The sequence below is a fragment of the Bacteroides fluxus YIT 12057 genome (genome assembly GCF_000195635.1).
GTDB classification, from domain to species: domain Bacteria; phylum Bacteroidota; class Bacteroidia; order Bacteroidales; family Bacteroidaceae; genus Bacteroides; species Bacteroides fluxus.
This window is the reverse complement of record NZ_GL882691.1, coordinates 1-17,557: the sequence shown is the minus strand read 5'-3', so window position 1 is coordinate 17,557 and position 17,557 is coordinate 1. Positions and strand designations below refer to the sequence as shown.

General features: G+C 46.5%; 13 protein-coding genes and 1 pseudogene. 3 read left to right on the top strand and 11 right to left on the bottom strand.

The window, feature by feature from the left end:
- Positions 1-21 precede the first annotated feature (21 nt).
- The 3 genes from HMPREF9446_RS15310 (at position 22) to HMPREF9446_RS15300 (ending at position 5,653) form a co-directional block, all read left to right on the top strand.
- Positions 22-3,441: an AAA family ATPase gene (locus tag HMPREF9446_RS15310; protein WP_009126641.1), complete on the top strand. Its 3,420-nt coding sequence runs from the start codon at positions 22-24 to the stop codon at positions 3,439-3,441.
- A gap of 88 nt (positions 3,442-3,529) precedes the next feature.
- Positions 3,530-4,384 (top strand): type I methionyl aminopeptidase, encoded by an 855-nt coding sequence (gene map, locus HMPREF9446_RS15305; protein WP_009126640.1) that lies wholly within the window; start codon positions 3,530-3,532, stop codon positions 4,382-4,384.
- Positions 4,385-4,420: 36 nt separating this feature from the next.
- Entirely contained in the window at positions 4,421-5,653 is a 1,233-nt protein-coding gene (locus HMPREF9446_RS15300) for a DNA recombination protein RmuC (protein ID WP_009126639.1), read from the top strand.
- Positions 5,654-5,716: 63 nt separating this feature from the next.
- On the opposite strand, the gene nhaA is transcribed toward HMPREF9446_RS15300, so the two are convergent.
- From nhaA to HMPREF9446_RS15245, 11 genes and pseudogenes are all read right to left on the bottom strand, one after another.
- Positions 5,717-7,036 carry a Na+/H+ antiporter NhaA gene (gene nhaA / locus HMPREF9446_RS15295; protein ID WP_009126638.1) on the bottom strand — a complete coding sequence of 440 codons (1,320 nt, stop codon included), beginning with the start codon at positions 7,034-7,036 and terminating at the stop codon, positions 5,717-5,719.
- Between the two features lie 54 nt (positions 7,037-7,090).
- Positions 7,091-8,269: a cation:proton antiporter family protein gene (locus HMPREF9446_RS15290; protein WP_009126637.1), complete on the bottom strand. Its 1,179-nt coding sequence runs from the start codon at positions 8,267-8,269 to the stop codon at positions 7,091-7,093.
- Positions 8,270-8,349: 80 nt separating this feature from the next.
- A complete protein-coding gene (lepA, locus tag HMPREF9446_RS15285) occupies positions 8,350-10,131 on the bottom strand; it encodes a translation elongation factor 4 (protein ID WP_009126636.1) in 1,782 nt (593 codons plus the stop codon).
- Positions 10,132-10,254: 123 nt separating this feature from the next.
- Positions 10,255-10,455, bottom strand: coding sequence for a winged helix-turn-helix domain-containing protein (locus HMPREF9446_RS15280; RefSeq protein WP_009126635.1), 201 nt, complete (start codon positions 10,453-10,455; stop codon positions 10,255-10,257).
- 159 nt (positions 10,456-10,614) lie between these two features.
- Positions 10,615-11,076: a C-GCAxxG-C-C family protein gene (locus HMPREF9446_RS15275; protein WP_172634258.1), complete on the bottom strand. Its 462-nt coding sequence runs from the start codon at positions 11,074-11,076 to the stop codon at positions 10,615-10,617.
- Positions 11,077-11,078: 2 nt separating this feature from the next.
- Positions 11,079-11,843, bottom strand: coding sequence for an exodeoxyribonuclease III (locus HMPREF9446_RS15270; RefSeq protein WP_009126633.1), 765 nt, complete (start codon positions 11,841-11,843; stop codon positions 11,079-11,081).
- 88 nt (positions 11,844-11,931) lie between these two features.
- Positions 11,932-13,194 (bottom strand): Nramp family divalent metal transporter, encoded by a 1,263-nt coding sequence (locus tag HMPREF9446_RS15265; RefSeq protein ID WP_009126632.1) that lies wholly within the window; start codon positions 13,192-13,194, stop codon positions 11,932-11,934.
- 136 nt (positions 13,195-13,330) lie between these two features.
- The gene (locus HMPREF9446_RS15260) at positions 13,331-13,576 is read right to left on the bottom strand and encodes a TIGR03905 family TSCPD domain-containing protein (protein WP_009126631.1); all 246 of its coding nucleotides are present in this window, start codon (positions 13,574-13,576) and stop codon (positions 13,331-13,333) included.
- Entirely contained in the window at positions 13,576-14,313 is a 738-nt protein-coding gene (locus HMPREF9446_RS15255; protein ID WP_009126630.1) for a YebC/PmpR family DNA-binding transcriptional regulator, read from the bottom strand. The genes HMPREF9446_RS15260 and HMPREF9446_RS15255 overlap by 1 nt, the downstream gene beginning before the upstream one ends.
- A gap of 34 nt (positions 14,314-14,347) precedes the next feature.
- Positions 14,348-16,810, bottom strand: a complete 2,463-nt coding sequence (gene pheT / locus HMPREF9446_RS15250; RefSeq protein ID WP_009126629.1) for a phenylalanine--tRNA ligase subunit beta — start codon at positions 16,808-16,810, stop codon at positions 14,348-14,350.
- A 110-nt stretch (positions 16,811-16,920) separates the two neighbouring features.
- Positions 16,921-17,323: pseudogene (locus tag HMPREF9446_RS15245) on the bottom strand (PD-(D/E)XK nuclease domain-containing protein); the annotation flags it as partial.
- Between the last annotated feature and the right edge of the window lie 234 nt (positions 17,324-17,557).

Below are 17,557 nucleotides of genomic sequence, written 5' to 3'. Positions count from 1 at the left end.
ATCAAAAAAATCCTTCAATCAATGAAACTTCAAAAACTGACCCTGAAAAACCTGGCATCCATAGAAGACGCCGTCATCGACTTTGAGAACGGCCCACTGAGCGAGGAGTCCCTGTTCCTCATCTGCGGGGAAACGGGAGCCGGAAAAACGACCATACTCGACGCTATCTGCCTGGCACTCTATAACGACACGCCCCGCATGGACCGTGCGGCAAGTGAAAGATACAAAGATGCCACCCAGGCATTTTCCGGCAAAAAGGAAGAGATACTGATCAATGACAACCGGCAACTGATGAGGCGTAACACCTGCGAAGCCTGGGCAGAACTGGATTTCATCGGAACAAACGATATCCCCTACACCGCCAGATGGTATGTGGCACGTGCCCGGAAAAAGGCAAGCGGTGCCCTGCAAGATGTGAAGTGGACACTGGAAAACAGAAAGACCCATATACAACTCACCAAAAAAACAGAAATACCGAATGAAATACAGAATGCCGTCGGACTGACTTTCGAGCAGTTCTGCCGCACCACCCTGCTGGCACAAGGTGACTTCACCAAATTCCTGCAAAGCAAGGAAAGCGAGAAATCGGATATTCTGGAAAAGCTCACCGGAACAAGCATTTATTCTGAGATAGGCTCACGTATCTATGCCATTACCAAAGAGAAGCGCATGGATTATGAGGAGCAGAACCGGAAATTGGAGGGTATCCGTCTCCTCACGGAGGAGGAGATAGCCGAAATTCACCAGCAGATTGCGGCCCAAAGTTCCGAAATCAGCCGTTTCAACCTTCAGAAGGACATTGCCCTCCGCAAGCAGGAATGGCTGAAAAAGAAAGCGGAACTGACGCTGCTTGCAGAGAACCAGAAAAAAGCATGGGAAGAAAAAAATGCCTTGCTGCTGTCGGATGATTTCCGGCAGAAAGAACGGCTGATAAACGACTGGCACCTCACCTCCGATGCCCGTAGCCTGTTCGCCTCTTTGCGCAAAAGCAGCACGGAGCTACAACAGGCGGAAGAAGATAAAAAAAGCCTGGAAACAGAATTCATCCTCCTTTGCAAAGGGTATGCCTGGCTGGAAAAGCACAGAAAAGAGCAGCAGCAGGAACTGGTCCATGTGGAAGGATATCTGCAAAAGCATGCCCCCCTGCTCCCCATGTTCGAGCAGAGCCAGTCCATCATTGCCGACCTGCAGGCAATTCTTTCCTCACAAAGCCGCATAAGCAAATATGAGAAGGAAGTAACTGCCTTAAGCAGCCAACAGCCTCTTTTGGAAAAGGAATGCACTGCCAAAGAGCAGGCTCTCCAGCAGAAGCGCAAAGCAAACTCAGACCAACAAGCGGAAATAGACAAACAGAAGGCATTGCTTGAATCCATGCACCACCATGTTCTTCAGGAGAAAAGGAATTCCCTTGAGGCGGACAGGGAAAAATTGTCGAAAGCGAAAACTGCTTTGGTACTGCTGAAAGAAAAGTATTCGGCACTGGAGTCCGCCAAAGGGCAGGAACAATCCTTTAAGGAGAAAATTACGGCATGCCGGGAACGGCAGGGCAGACTGCAAGCTGACTTCAACAGCAAGCAGGCGGCCTTCAACGACCTTGCCCAGCTTTGCGAAAAACAAAAAGAAGCGGTAAAGGACTGGGCCAGAGAAGCCCGCGCCCGCCTGTCGGTGGGTGATACTTGTCCGGTATGCGGGCAAGAAGTCAAGTCCCTCTGCCGGGACGAGGATTTCCAGTCCATCCTTGCCCCTCTTCAAGCGTCCCTGGACGCCAAAGAAAAAGAATACAAAGCTGCGGAACAGGCTTTGAACGCCAACCAGACAGAGCTCAGCACATACGAAAAACTGATGGCAAGCAGCCTGTCGGCTACCCGGAAGGCACAAGAAGGATATGACCATGCACGGAAAGACGCCGAAACCCAATGCAACCTGTGCGACATCCGGAATATTTCCGGCTCTACGGAGGAATCACTCAGCTTGCTGATACGAGCCAACCTGCAAGACCTGGAGCAAATCAACCGGAAACTGAATGAGGTACAAAGTATTGTAAACACCATTTCCGCCCTGCAACACCGGAAGGACGAATTGCAGCAGGAAGCAGAAAACGCCCGGAATGCGCTCAGTGCAGCCGAGAAGTCCCTTACCGGACTAAAAAACAGCATTACCAACAAGCAAGCGTTGGTCAGCAATGAAACGAGCACCGCACAGAGCATTTTAGAACGGGTCAGCCCCTCCATCCTGTGGGATGGCTGGCAACGGGAATGGAGCACCTCTCCCGCTTCTCTCATTGAACGGCTAAAACAAGCCGCCACCCTCTACAAGCAGGCGCAGAACAGGCAGGCAGTACTGGAAACAGCCATAACCCTCGGCAGCAAAGAACTGGATAACCTCTCGGCCGCCAGAGAAAATATCTGCTCCGCCTTCCCAGAATGGAACCTTATCCCCACCGGTGAGGTACAGGAAACCAGAAATCCGGAAACCGCATGGAATTCACTCAATGTCCGGGCCACCGGATTGAAACAGAATATACTTTCAGCCCGAAGGACCGTTGCAGATCTGAGTGACAAGCTTTCCCGGTTCTATGCCGGACATCCCGGCTTTGATGAAGCCTATATCAGTAGGCTCTCGGTCTATACCAACGAGCAGATAGAACACCTCCGCACCGGTCTGCAACAACTCAAGGAGGAGGTCGTGGCCCTGCAAACCGCTTACCGGCTCACCTCCGAACAGACAGAAACACACCTGCGGCTCAAACCGGAGATGGGCGAAGAAGATACCGCCGAATCCCTGGAGGCACAAGCCACCGCATGGGAACAGAGAATTGCCGAAGGCAACCGGAGCATCGGCCAACTGCAAGCCTCCTTACAACAACATAGACAAAACGTCGCCTTAATCAAAGACGAGAAAGACCGTGCCAACCGGCTACGTGAAATTTATCTGAAATGGGACCGTCTCTGCAAGCACTTCGGTGACGAGAAAGGGAAAAACTTCCGGAACATCGCCCAAAGTTTCGTACTGAAAGAGCTGCTCAACGGTGCCAACTTCTATCTGCAACGGCTTACAGACCGCTACGAACTGGAATGCCAGGCGGGCTCACTGACCATCCTGCTACGCGACTTTTATCAAGGCGGTACCGCCCGTCCCGCCTGTACCCTGTCCGGTGGAGAAAGTTTTGTGATTTCCCTTTCGCTTGCCCTGGGCCTCTCTTCCCTTAGCCGGCAAAGCCTGTCGGTCAATACCTTGTTCATCGACGAAGGTTTCGGTACGCTGAGCAGTGACTATCTGAACACAGTTATGGACACACTGGAGAAACTGCATCAGATGGGCGGCAAAAAAGTAGGTATCATCAGCCACGTGGAAGGACTGAAAGAGAGAATCAAAACACAGATACAAGTAAAGAGAGTGGATTATTCGAGAAGTGAAATCATTACTGTAAAAATGCTATAGGCAGGACAGCCATCGAAAAAAGAAAGGGAATAGTTTCACATGCTATCCATAAAATTGGTATTTTTGCAGAATCAAAAATAAAATCGCAATGAAAAAGTTTACAAAAGGAGTGCGGTTTACTCCTAAAAATTATTCCGATGAAGTAGAAGCCAAAATCCAACACTATAAAAAAGAAGGCTATAAGCTGCCGATGAGAAGTGCCCTGCGCACTGAAGAACAATTAGCCGGCATCCGCGAAAGTGCCAAAATCAATACGGCACTGTTGGACTACATCTCTGCAAATATCCGCGAAGGAATGTCCACAGCCGAAATCGACCACATGGTATATTGTTTCACAACAGACCATGACGCCATTCCCGCTCCTTTCCTGTACGAAGGTTTCCCCAAAAGTGCATGTGTCAGCATCAACGACGTAGTCTGCCACGGCATTCCCAGTACCAAGGAATTCCTGCGCAGCGGAGACATTGTAAACGTTGACGTCTCCACCATCTACAAAGGATACTTCTCCGACGCATCACGTATGTACATGATCGGTGACGTCAACCCGGATATGCAGCGCCTGGTGCAAGTGACCCGAGAGTGCCGCGACTTAGGCATCCAGGCAGCACAGCCCTGGGCACGCCTCGGTGATGTAGGTGCCGTAATCCAAGAACATGCCGAGAAGAACGGTTACAGCGTAGTACGTGACCTTTGCGGACATGGTGTGGGCATCAAGTTCCACGAGGAGCCTGATGTGGAGCATTTCGGCAAACGCGGTACCGGCATGCTGATAGTACCGGGCATGACCTTCACCATCGAGCCGATGATTAATATGGGTACCTATGAAGTATTCATTGACGAAGCCGACGGCTGGACCGTCTGTACAGACGACGGGCTGCCTTCCGCACAATGGGAAAGCATGATACTGATCACCGAAGACGGAAACGAGATATTGACACAATAAGGCGAACACCGAGACGCTATTATTTTCACGCATCACATGGAGATATTATTACTGGTTATAGGGCTTGTCATCGGAACTGCCGTCGGTTACTTGGCGGCAGACCGCAAGTCCGCCGCGCTGAAAGCCGAAATCAGCGGTACTCAAAAGGAAATAGAACTCTTAAAGCAGCAGAAGGAAGAAGCCGAAGCTTTGCATAAACGTATGAATACCGAATTCGAAAACCTTTCGAACCGTATTTTCCAAAGCAAGACCGAGGACTTCAAAAGGCTGAACGCCGAACATATCAACAACCTGCTCCGCCCTTTGGGCGACAACTTGAAGGACTTCAGGGAAAAGGTAGAACAGGTGTACAGCACGGAAGCCAAAGAACGCTTCTCACTGGGCGAACGTATCAAGGAACTGGTCGAGCTGAACAGCCGCCTCAGCGAAGATGCCAACAACCTGACCCGGGCGTTGAAAGGTGACTCCAAGATGCAAGGCAATTGGGGGGAAATGATCTTGGAACGTCTGCTGCAAGCTTCCGGCCTGATAGAGGGAGAGCATTATGTCCGCCAGGAATTCCTGAAAGACGAGCGTGGCGAAATCATCACCAACGAGGAAAACGGCCAGAAGATGCAACCCGATATCCTTGTCAGATATCCGGATGACCGCGAGATGATTATCGACTCCAAAGTATCACTCACCGCTTATGCCGCCTACACTTCCGCCGAAGACAAGGAAGAACAGGCACGCCTTCTGAAAGCTCACCTGCAGTCCGTCCGCAATCATATCGACGAACTCAGCCGGAAAGATTACTCCCGTTATGACGTAAAGGCTCCGGACTTCGTCATGATGTTCATCCCCACAGAAGGCGCCTACCTGCTTGCCATCCAGAGCGACGCCAACCTTTGGGAATATGCCTACAATAAAAAGGTAGTAATGATGAGCCCTACCAACCTGATCAGTGCCCTGCGGCTGTCACTCGACCTATGGAAACGGGAAAACCAGGTAAAGAACATACAGGCCATCATCAAGCGCGGAACTTCCCTGTATGAAAAAATAGCGGGATTTACCGATACGTTTCTGGGCATAGGCGACAAATTGACTAACCTGCAAAAGGATTACGAGAAAGCATTCAACCAACTCTCCGACGGAAACGGCAGTGTAGTCCGCCAGGCAGAAATGCTGAAAGGCATGGGGCTCACTCCCAAGAAACGGATCTCCTCCAGATTACTGCCGGAAGATTCCATCCGGAAAGAAAATGAAGAAGAGAATTATAACATCCAATAAGAACGTCAGACATGTAAACTCTGCAGGACCGTATTCTCAAAGAGAGAGGGGCAAATGCCGTGTTTATCCTTTAACTTCACGCGGCAATACCATATTCAATACGATATAACCTGCTATTCCTGCAAGAACCGTCCCCAGCAATACCCCGAACTTAGCCTGGTTCAGCAGTTCCGGATAGTCACCCGCGAAAGAGAGATTGGCAATAAACAGGGATACCGTAAAGCCAATACCTCCCAACAAAGAGACTCCCGCTATATTTTTCCAGTTCATGCCTTTGGGCATGGAAGCCAGTCCGCTCCTGATCGTCAGCCACGTAAACAGATAAATTCCGATGAACTTGCCAAAGAGCAATCCCATTGCCACCGCTATGCTCACATGCCCTATCACATTGCCGCCACCGCTAAAGACAACGCCCGCATTGGCAAAAGCAAACAAAGGCAGAATTACAAAATTCACCATTCCATGCAGGTTATCCTCTAAGGATTGCAGCGGACTGATGACAAAGTCCGAAGCACGTTCCACCTGCTTCAGAGTAGCAATCTGTTCATTGGTCAATACTATCCTGTCAGATTCGGAAACCTGAAATTCACCGATAACCTCCCGTATCCGATTGATATATTTACCGGCATCCAACCTTGGGCGTGCCGGAATGACAAATGCCAGGATTACACCGGAAATAGTGCTGTGTATGCCTGATTGAAGGAAAAGGTACCAGATTATCACCCCGAAGAAAAGAAAAAATATCTTTTGGGTCATACCGAATTTCCCCATATAATAAAGGAAACAGTATAAAACGGCAGCCACAATCAGATAGCCATAAGCAACTTCCGTACTGTAGAAAATGGCAATCACAAGAATGCCGCCAATGTCATCGACAACGGCAAATGCAGTCAGAAAAATCTTCAAACTCAAGGGTACCCGTTTACCCAACAGGCTCAATACCCCCAACGAGAAAGCGATATCCGTAGCCATCGGTATAGCCATGCCGCGTCCCTCCGGACTGCCCGAAACAACCAGAGAAGAGTAGATAATCACCGGTATCAGCATACCTCCACAGGCAGCAATGAAAGGTAATACAGCTTTCCGGAAAGAAGATAATTCACCTACCAGCAACTCCCGCTTTATTTCCAGCCCTACGGCCAGAAAAAAAACAGTCATCAGGCAATCGTTGATAAACTCAATCATCTTCAACGGATGCCCACCGTGTGACAACAAGTTAAAATCCCCGATACGCAGATGCAACTCCTGCAAAAGGAATCCCTGATACAACGGTGCCATTGGAGAATTGGCAATAAGAGCAGCCAGAATAGCAGTCAAAAACAATAGAATACTCGCCACAATGTTCAACGAGGAAATGTTTCTCACGGTACGTAAAATAATCATAGTATATCGGATTTAAGATTTCACCCTTCCGTCAAGAAGGAAAGTCCCGAAGGACTATTCCTTATAACTCATCAAAGCCAGCTTCTTCACCCACAGTACAAATATACCTGTTAAAATTAAATTAAGCACTATAGTAAGCACTGAAATTATCAAGGCCGGTCCGCCCAAGTTATATCCCAGAGCAATAAAAATGACTCCTGCCCCTACTTCACCCCGTGTAAACATCCCTATGGACAATGCCAGGCGTTCACTAAGCCGGCGGTCGCGATAAAAAAACACCGGGAACAGTTTGCCGATATTCGAAAGCAGCGAAACTATCACGACATGAAATAGAATCATCCCCCACGACATCATTTCCTGCGATCCGGTAACGGAATATCCAGCGGACGCCGCTTCCGTAAAGTCAATGCCCAGAAAACGAGGCATGCTCATCCCTACCAGGAACATGAAAAAGAATGAGATACCGGTAGACACCTTTTGTTCCATAGGGGTATCATGCTCTTTATGCTTCATCACCATTCCCAGCACAAATGCCGGCAGCAACACCTCGACATGAATACTCCCGCTCTCCCCATAAAGATATTTACTGATAAGATACAGAGATTGAGTAGAAATAAATACCACCGCTGAATACACCAGAATAGCTTTCCAATCCTGTCTCCAATTGTACTTGCCCAATTGTCTCCATCCGAAGGAAAGTAGCAGGAATACGATGAAGATGATGACCAGCAGCTGCCAACGTAAGCCTATCATCATTATTTGCAAAGGAATCATCAAAAGAATCGTATCCAGATCGTCAAAAATAGCCAATACTTGAATCTTCTTGTACATCCAGCTGGATTTCAGTCCGATGGCAGCTAACATCGTAAAAAGAATACCTGCTGAAGTGGGAGCCGCAAAACGGCTTAGCAAGAGATTTTCCTTCCACGCTTCCCAGCTGTCCCAATAATCGGGCGGCAGCAATACAAAAATGTAATAGACGGCAATCAGGAACCAAGGCATGGCAGCAGTGGCCATAGCAATGAAATAATCTTCCGCATACGTTCGCCAACGGGACTTGTCCACTTCGAACTCACGTCCCACATTAATCATGATAAAACCCAGGCAAACATAAAGAAAAACATTCGATACAGTCTTTACCGTACCATAATTCCCACCGGCCCATACAGGAAGGTATTGGGAAACAATTAAACCCACCATCAAGAAGGCTGAAAATGATAGAACTTTTCTCATTAATTTTAAATTAGTAAGGGGTTGTCAAGATAGCCCTACGGAAAGAGAACAACCCCTAAAGTACATGAATTGTTTAAAAACTAATCCAGTTTCAGTACTGCCAAGAACGCTTTCTGAGGCACCTCCACATTACCAATCTGTTTCATTCGTTTTTTACCTCTTTTCTGTTTCTCAAGCAACTTGCGCTTACGGCTCACGTCACCGCCATAACATTTTGCCGTCACGTCCTTGCGTACAGCCTTAATGGTCTCGCGGGAGATAATCTTCGCGCCGATGGCTGCCTGGATAGCGATGTCAAACTGTTGTCTCGGAATCAGGTCTTTCAACTTCTCGCACATACGGCGTCCCAGTTCATACGCATTGTCAAAGTGGGTCAAGGTGGAAAGGGCGTCCACCGGCTCACCGTTCAGCAATATATCCAGCTTCACCAACTTGGACGGGCGAAAACCGTTGGAATGATAGTCAAAAGAGGCATATCCCTTGGAAATGCTCTTCAGCTTATCATAGAAATCAATCACGATCTCTCCCAAAGGCATGTCGTAATAGATTTCCACACGATTACCGGAAATGTATTCCTGCTTGACCAATTCTCCGCGCTTACCCAGACAAAGGGTCATGATAGGTCCGATATAGTCTGTGGTGGTAATGACGGAAGCACGGATATACGGCTCCTCAATGCGGTCTATCATCGTAGGATCGGGCATACTGCCGGGGTTATGCACCTCGGTCATATTCCCCTGCTTGTCATAGATATTATACGAAACGTTAGGTACTGTCGTGATTACATTCATGTCGAATTCACGGTCCAGACGCTCCTGTACGATTTCCATGTGGAGCAATCCCAGGAAACCGCAACGGAAACCAAAGCCCAATGCCAAAGATGATTCCGGCTGGAAAGTCAATGAAGCATCATTCAGCTGGAGTTTCTCCAAGGAAGAACGTAAGTCTTCGAAGTCTTCCGCCTCGATAGGATAAACACCGGCGAAGACCATCGGCTTCACTTCCTCAAAACCGGCAATGGCTTCCTTGCAAGGACGGGCTATGTGGGTAATCGTATCACCCACCTTTACCTCTTTGGAAGTCTTGATACCCGAAATGATATATCCTACGTCTCCGGTACGCAGTTCCTGACGGGGAACCATATCCATCTTCAGTACACCGATTTCATCAGCGTCGTATTCTTTTCCCGTATTGAAGAACTTTACCTTGTCCCCTTTGCGGATAACACCGTTCACTATTTTGAAATAAGCGATGATACCCCGGAAAGAATTGAATACGGAGTCAAAAATCAGCGCCTGCAATGGAGCCTCCTCGTCACCCACGGGATGGGGCACACGCTCGATAACGGCAGCCAGAATCTCCTCTACACCCATGCCCGTCTTGCCGGAAGCACGGATAATCTCTTCGCGCTTGCATCCGAGCAATTCCACGATTTCGTCCTCCACCTCTTCGGGCATGGCACTCGCCATATCACATTTGTTGATAACGGGGATAATCTCCAGATCATGCTCAATGGCCATGTAAAGATTGGAGATAGTCTGTGCCTGTACCCCTTGTGAGGCATCCACAATGAGCAGCGCGCCCTCACAGGCAGCAATGGAACGTGACACTTCGTAGGAAAAGTCCACGTGTCCCGGAGTATCGATCAAATTCAGAATATACTTTTCACCTTTATACGAATATTCCATCTGAATGGCGTGGCTCTTGATAGTGATACCTCTCTCCTTTTCCAGATCCATATCATCCAGCATCTGTCCCTCGGTTACTTGTATGGTATTGGTGAACTCCAGAAGCCGGTCGGCCAAAGTTGATTTACCATGGTCTATATGGGCAATAATACAAAAGTTACGTATATTCTTCATTGTCAACAGTTATCTTTAATTTTGGTGCGCAAAGATACAAAAAGGAGAAGACAAAAAAAAATGCGTTGATAACATATCCATGTATCAACGCATCTTTTTATAACATTCCAGTCAATCTCTCTCTTATTTCAGCTTCACAAACAGTTCGCCTTCGACTTCCTGAGTGGAAATTTTATCCTCTCTCAACAACCAGCCAAAGCCCAGATACAAATCTTTATCTACCAATTTCGTAGCTTTTTTGATTTGCTTAGCAGTTAAACCTTCAGTTTCATTCAGTGCATTCCAAATTTTTCCTGCAGTTTCACCAGCTTTTTCTTTTAACATTTTCTCTTTGTTTTAAGTTAGACATGCCAAAAATCCCTCTCTAAGAGATTCAGATTTTATTTCGTCTGCAAAGATAGCTATTTTTATGTTATATAACACGTTATTGCCTGTTTTTTTCTTTATTCTGTCAGAAAAAAGCATTTTTAGAGCGAGACAAGCTTAAATCATCTGCTTTTCCAAGTATTCCACCCATATTTGGGCAGCCTCTTCTACCATCTTGGCACACGGGCGTTTGGCATAATATTGTTCCGTACGTGCTTCGGGCACTGAAGAACCTTCCGGTTTTTTCAATCCCAAGAGTTCCGCGCAAATCATGGAGCCGTTTCGCTTTTTAAATTCCTCAGCCAATTCTTGCACAAGTGCATAATTGGCAGCTTTACCTTCACGGTCTTTACCGTCCGTAGCCCCTTTCTCCAAACCCGCAAGCATAAACATACCGCATGCAGCCCCGCACGTCTGGCGCATGCGTCCTATGCCACCTCCAAAAGAGGCCGACATGCGCAATGCCTGCTCCTCCGTGAAACCATACATATCGGCAAAAGCAGCCACTACAGACTGCGAGCAGTTGTATCCGCTCTTGAAAAGTTCAACAGCCTTTTCTATCCTGTCCTTCAATTCCATTTTCATTCTGTTATTTCCAATGACATCGGGCAATGATCCGAATGAACAGCCCCGTTCAGTATCTGCGCTTCCTTCAACATAGGACGCACAGGCTCACTCACCATACAATAATCTATACGCCACCCTTTATTTTTGGCCCGCGAATTGAAGCGGTAACTCCACCACGTATATTCCTGCTTGTCGGGATGCAACAAACGGAAAGAATCGATAAATCCGGCATTCAGAAAACGCGTCATCCACTCCCGTTCTTCAGGCAAGAATCCGCTGTTAGTGGCATTGCGAATAGGATCATGGATATCTATCGGTTCATGACAGATGTTATAGTCCCCGCAAAGAATCAGTTTGGGACGCGTACGCTGCAACTCCAGCACATACTCCTGAAACTTTTCCAGCCAAACCATCTTGAAAGCCTGCCGTTCGTCACCGCTCGTTCCCGAAGGATGGTACACACTGACGACAGACAAATCTCCGTAATCGGCACGGATAAAACGCCCTTCGTTATCATACTCCTCGATCCCCATACCGTATTCCACATGGTCGGGTTCACGCCTTGTCAGAATGGCTACTCCACTATATCCCTTTTTCTGTGCAGAATACAAATAATGCCTGTAGCCCAAGGAATCCAATGCATCTGCCGGATACTGTTCCGGCTGCAACTTAGTTTCCTGCAGGCAAAGTACATCCGGCTGTTCCTGTGCCAGCCATTCGGGAAGCCCTTTTGTCACAGCAGCCCGCAGGCCATTAACGTTGTATGTGATTATTTTCATCTGTTATATCTATTAGAAGTTATTATTTTGTACATCATTCTCCTTTTCAATAAAATAACGATTTTAAAAGTATAAATACCTCTTCCTTTCAGACGATTTCCGAAACCAACAGCATGATATTCAAAACCGTAACAATAACGGCAATGGTATAAAGCACAAAGGTACTCCATCTACTATTCACATAAGGTCCCATCACCTTGGTGGAAGAAGTCAGGCTGACCTGCAGGAATACCGTAAAAGGCAACTGAATGCTCAGTATCATCTGCGAAACCAACAACCCCTTGAAAGGATCACCGATAAAGAAAATCAGTAACAGGGCAATACCCAGAGAAAGGATTACACCTACCTGCGAGTGGCTGTCCTTGATGTGATAGGATTCTCCGAAAATACCTGCGAAAATAGAACCTGCCGCCATACCGCTGGTTATCGTGGAAGAGATACCCGCCATCAACAACGCCAAGGCAAAAACCACAGCGGCACTATTTCCCAACAAAGGTTCGAGAAGAGACTTTGCCTGCTGCAATTCTTCCACCTGGATACCTCCGCTAAAGAACGTGGCCGCTGCCAGCAGAATCATTGCACTATTGATGGCCCACCCCACAATCATGGAAAACAATGTATCGAAAAGCTCATATTTCAAGACTTTACGGATGGAAGCATCATCTTGTTTGTTGTATTCATGACTCTGTATCACCTCCGAATGGAGGAACAAATTGTGCGGCATGACCACTGCTCCAAGCACGCTCATGATAATCAGCATACTTCCCTGCGGAAACGATGGAGTTACCCATCCCTGCACAGCTACCGGCCAGTCAATCTTCACCAGAAACAATTCGTAGATAAAGGAAAGCCCGATAACAGAAACAAATGCAATGATAGAACGCTCTATCTTCTTGTATGAATTGGTGAAAAGCATGACAAGTACAAAAATGGTCGTCAGCACGGAGCCCCATATTATCGGAATGTCGAACAACATCTGCAAGGCAATGGCACCTCCCAATATTTCCGCCAATGAGGTAGAAATGGAAGCCAGTACGGCAGTTCCCAGAATAGGACGCGATACCCACTTGGGAGTATATCGTGTGGCAGCCTCAGACAAGCACAGACCGGTCACAATCCCCAGATGCGCCACATTATGTTGCAATACAATCAGCATGATTGTCGATAAAGTGACCACCCACAGCAATGAATAGCCAAACTCGGAACCTGCCGCAAAGTTAGAAGCCCAGTTTCCCGGATCTATAAAGCCCACTGTCACCAGCAATCCGGGACCTATATATTTAAAAACATCCAGACCACCCAGATAACGTTTGTGATCCCTCCGTTTTAAATCTTTCAGGATATTCTTCATTGTGTTCGTTTTTTAAGAGCGTAAAAATACTCAAATAATAACAAATACGCTATATGTTAAGTTCAAAAAAAGCCCTTGGCATCTTTGCAGTACCAAGGGCTTCCAACTTATTCTTTTTCTTTGAGGCAATCAGGTCTTAATATCCCATCTCATGCAATGCTTTACACAGTTGGTCGGGACAAGAAGTCGGGCGTCCTCCGCAACGAATCCCTTCCAGGCGGGTAATCACCGCCTCTACAGACATTCCCTTCACCAAACGGGACAACCCTTGCAGGTTTCCGTTGCATCCGCCCCAAAAGGTGACCTCTTTCACGATACCATTTTCCACATCAAGCTTGATGTCTGAACTGCACGTGCCTTTAGTCTTGTATGTATATGTCATCAGTCTTCGCTTTCTTCCGGCTTCATATTCGTGTAAACCGTCTGTACATCATCAAACTCTTCCAGACGCTCCACCATCTTGTCGATAGTTTCACGTTGTTCGGGAGTTACATCTTTCTGGTCGTTCGGAATGTAAGTAAACTCACCTCCGACATCTTCAAAACCACATTCTTCCAAATGCTTCTGGATAGCGGCATAACTCTTCGGGTCACCGTAGATGGTGATTGTACCTTCTTCCTCATCCTCCTCAAAATCTTCTTCCACATCATAATCTATCAAGTCGAGGATAAGTTCTTCCATATCGATACCTTCTTTCTTCTTGAAAGTGAATACACACTTATGATCGAACAAGAAAGCCAATGAACCCATAGTACCCAAGTTTCCACCGAATTTATTGAAAACGGAACGTACATCGGCAACCGTGCGTGTAGTATTGTCTGTCAAAGTATCTACAAAAACAGCCACACCGTGAGGGCCATATCCCTCGTATGTCATACTCTTGTAATCACTCTGGTCTTTACCCAACGCATTCTTAATGGCACGTTCAATGTTATCCTTCGGCATATTTTCACGCTTACAAGTAGCGATAACCGAACGCAAAGTCGGATTGTTCTCCGGTTCCGGGCCACCGGCCTTTACAGCAATAGCAATTTGTTTACCCAGTCTTGTAAAGGTCTTTGCCATGTGACCCCATCTTTTCAATTTGGCAGCTTTTCTATATTCAAATGCTCTTCCCATTGGAACAAAATATTTATGATTTATAATTTATGAATTAGCGAAGTTTCGCATTCAGTTTATTTTCCAGGTTGGCAACCAGTTTCGACATGATCTTGTCAATCTGCTTGTCATTCAACGTTGCATTTTCATCCTGCAACAAGAAACTTACCGCATAACTCTTCTTGCCGGCTTCCAGGTTCTTGCCTTCATAAACGTCGAACAAGGAAACTTCTTTCAGTAACTTCTTTTCTGTCTCGTATGCTATTTTCTCAATTTCAGCAAACTGAACTTTCTTGTCAAGTAATAGAGCCAAGTCGCGTTTCACGGCCGGGAACTTGGATATTTCCGTATAGTTGACTTTCACGCTCTTGATGGCTTTCATCAACTCTTTCCAGTTCAAGTCGGCATAATACACCTCATTATCAATATCGAATGCTTTCAGTAACTTCTTCGTCACCACACCGAAAGTAGCCAGCCTCTTGCCGCCTTTTGTCTGTACAGAAAGGGCGGCTGCATAAATGTCATCGGTCAGATTGCCGAGTACCAGATTATGCATGGACAATCCCAGACGGGCAAAGATATTTTCAACGTATGCTTTCAGCTCATATACCGAGCTGTTTTCATCCGGATGCGCCCAAGAGTTGGAAACCCTCTTACCTGTTACCCACAAACCGAGATGATACTCTTCCGAATAGGCAGCAAGTACCTTCTCCTCATTCTTCTTCTCTTCGTTGAAATGGTAACAATTACCGAATTCAAAGAATTTCAGATCCGCGTTCTTACGGTTGGCATTATGAGAAATACTTTCCAGACCGCCGAAAAGCAGAGTCTGGCGCATGGCGTTCAAATCCGCACTCAGCGGGTTCATCAACATTACGAGGTTCTTGGACGGATAAGACTCCAGACCATCGTAATAAGCGGCACGGGTCAACGAATTATTCAAAATCTCATTGAATCCGCAACCTACCAATTGCTCGGCAACCAGGTTCTGCAACTTGTTGGACTTGTCACACTCGCCTTTGGTAGTCAGACTGGACTTCAACGTCTTTGGAATCTCCACATTATTATATCCATAGATACGCAGGATATCTTCTATAACGTCACAATCACGCTGTACATCCACACGGTAAGGAGGCACGTCCAAAGTCAGGCCATCGGCAGTCTCATCTACAATCTTCATTTCCAAGCTTGTAACAATGCTCTTGATTGTATCCTCCGGAATCACCTTACCTACCAATGAATGCACCTTCTCGTATGAAAGTTCCACTCTGAAATCCTTGGCCGGAGCAGCGCACACATCCTTTATTTCAGAAGAGACCGTACCTCCGGCAAGCTCTTTCACCATCAGTGCAGCCAGTTTCAGGCAGTAGATAGTGATATTGGGATCAATACCTCTTTCAAAACGGAAAGAAGCATCCGTATTCAGACCGTGACGACGGGCGGTTTTACGTACCCATGTCGGATGAAAATAAGCGCTTTCCAGGAACACATCTTTGGTAGTTTCGGTAGAGCCCGAATCCAGACCACCGAAAACTCCGGCAATACACATAGCCTCTTCCTTGTTACAGATCATCAGGTCACGTTCGTTCAACTTACGTTCCACTCCATCCAACGTTACAAACGGAGTACCTTCAGGCATGGTCTTTACAATCACCTCACCACCTTTAATCTTATCCGCATCAAAGCAGTGCAACGGCTGGCCGAATGCATGAACAATATAGTTCGTGATATCCACCACATTATTAATAGGGCGCAGACCGATGATACGAAGTTTATTCTGCAACCATTCGGGACTTTCCTTTACCGTTACTCCCTTAATGGTAACCCCCGCATACCGGGGACAAGCCTCATTATTTTCTACCGTTACCTTGATGTCCAAATCATGATTTTCTACGGCAAAAGCATCCACCTCCGGTTTCTTCAGCGAAGTCTGCTTTCCGTTTTGTACCAAATAGGCATACAGGTCACGGGCTACACCATAGTGTGAGCAAGCATCTGCGCGGTTCGGAGTGATATCCACTTCCAGCACGTAGTCGCTCTTGATGTTATAATAATCCTTGGCAAGCGTGCCCGGAACAGCAGCTTCGGGCAACACAATGATTCCTGCATGATCCGTACCGATACCAATTTCGTCTTCAGCACAAATCATACCGTTGGATTCTACACCACGGAGTTTTGATTTTTTAATAGTAAAACATTCATCACCATCATACAGTTTTGCACCCAGAGTGGCAACCACCACTTTTTGTCCGGCAGCTACATTCGGAGCTCCGCACACAATCTGCACAGGTTCACCTTGTCCTAAATTAACGGTCGTGATGTGCATGTGGTCTGAATTAGGATGAGGTTCGCATGTCAATACTTCACCGATGACCAGTCCCTCCAGTCCGCCTTTAATGGTTTGCACTTCTTCTACGCCTCCGGTTTCCAGTCCGATAGACGTTAGTGCCGCAGCAACTTCATCCGGTGTCAAATCGAAATCGACATACTCTTTCAACCAATTATAAGAGATATTCATATCATTATTTTTTTATTGTTTCCAAAAGTGACCCGCAAAGTTAATAAGATTTTTTGGTTGACAGGGAATTATAGATGAAGAAAATAACAAAAAGCTATGAGCGATATCCTTTATAACTGCTCTTCCAAGACGATATATTCACCAATATTCCTCGTCTCCTTGTCAAAATTCACCCCGACTTTCACCAACCTTCTACCGTCCAAGGCGTAAGGAATCAAATATCCTTTTTCATCAATCTGCACGAGTGCCTCTCCCGCACTTACGTTCAGTTTGAACTCAAATGCAAAAATAGTGTCTTTAGTCTTCACTATTGCATCCGGTATAATACGGGACCAGAAAATTCAGAAAGCCGTAACGGACTTCATCATTAGGAAATGCCAACGTATATAATAACACCTCCTTATCATAACCTCTGATAGTCAGATAACCACTCTGATAAATCATGGCAGTCTTATCTACATAAAGATAGTTGTCTTTACGTATTTCCTCAAAAGTCTGTATGCCGATAGGCAATTTACGCATCTGTTCCATTTCCACCTTGTTTTTTAGAAGACGTATGCAAATATACGTCTTTTATTCAAAGGAATATAACTTCTGTCCAAAGAAGTAGCGACCTATAAATAAAAAACGCTGAAACCACTTACTTTTATAAGTCGCTTCAGCGTAAGCACTCTTTGCATGATTATGATACTGTCTATGCAGATTGATGAAGTCCAAAATATCTCTTCATAAAACAGATGTAAACCA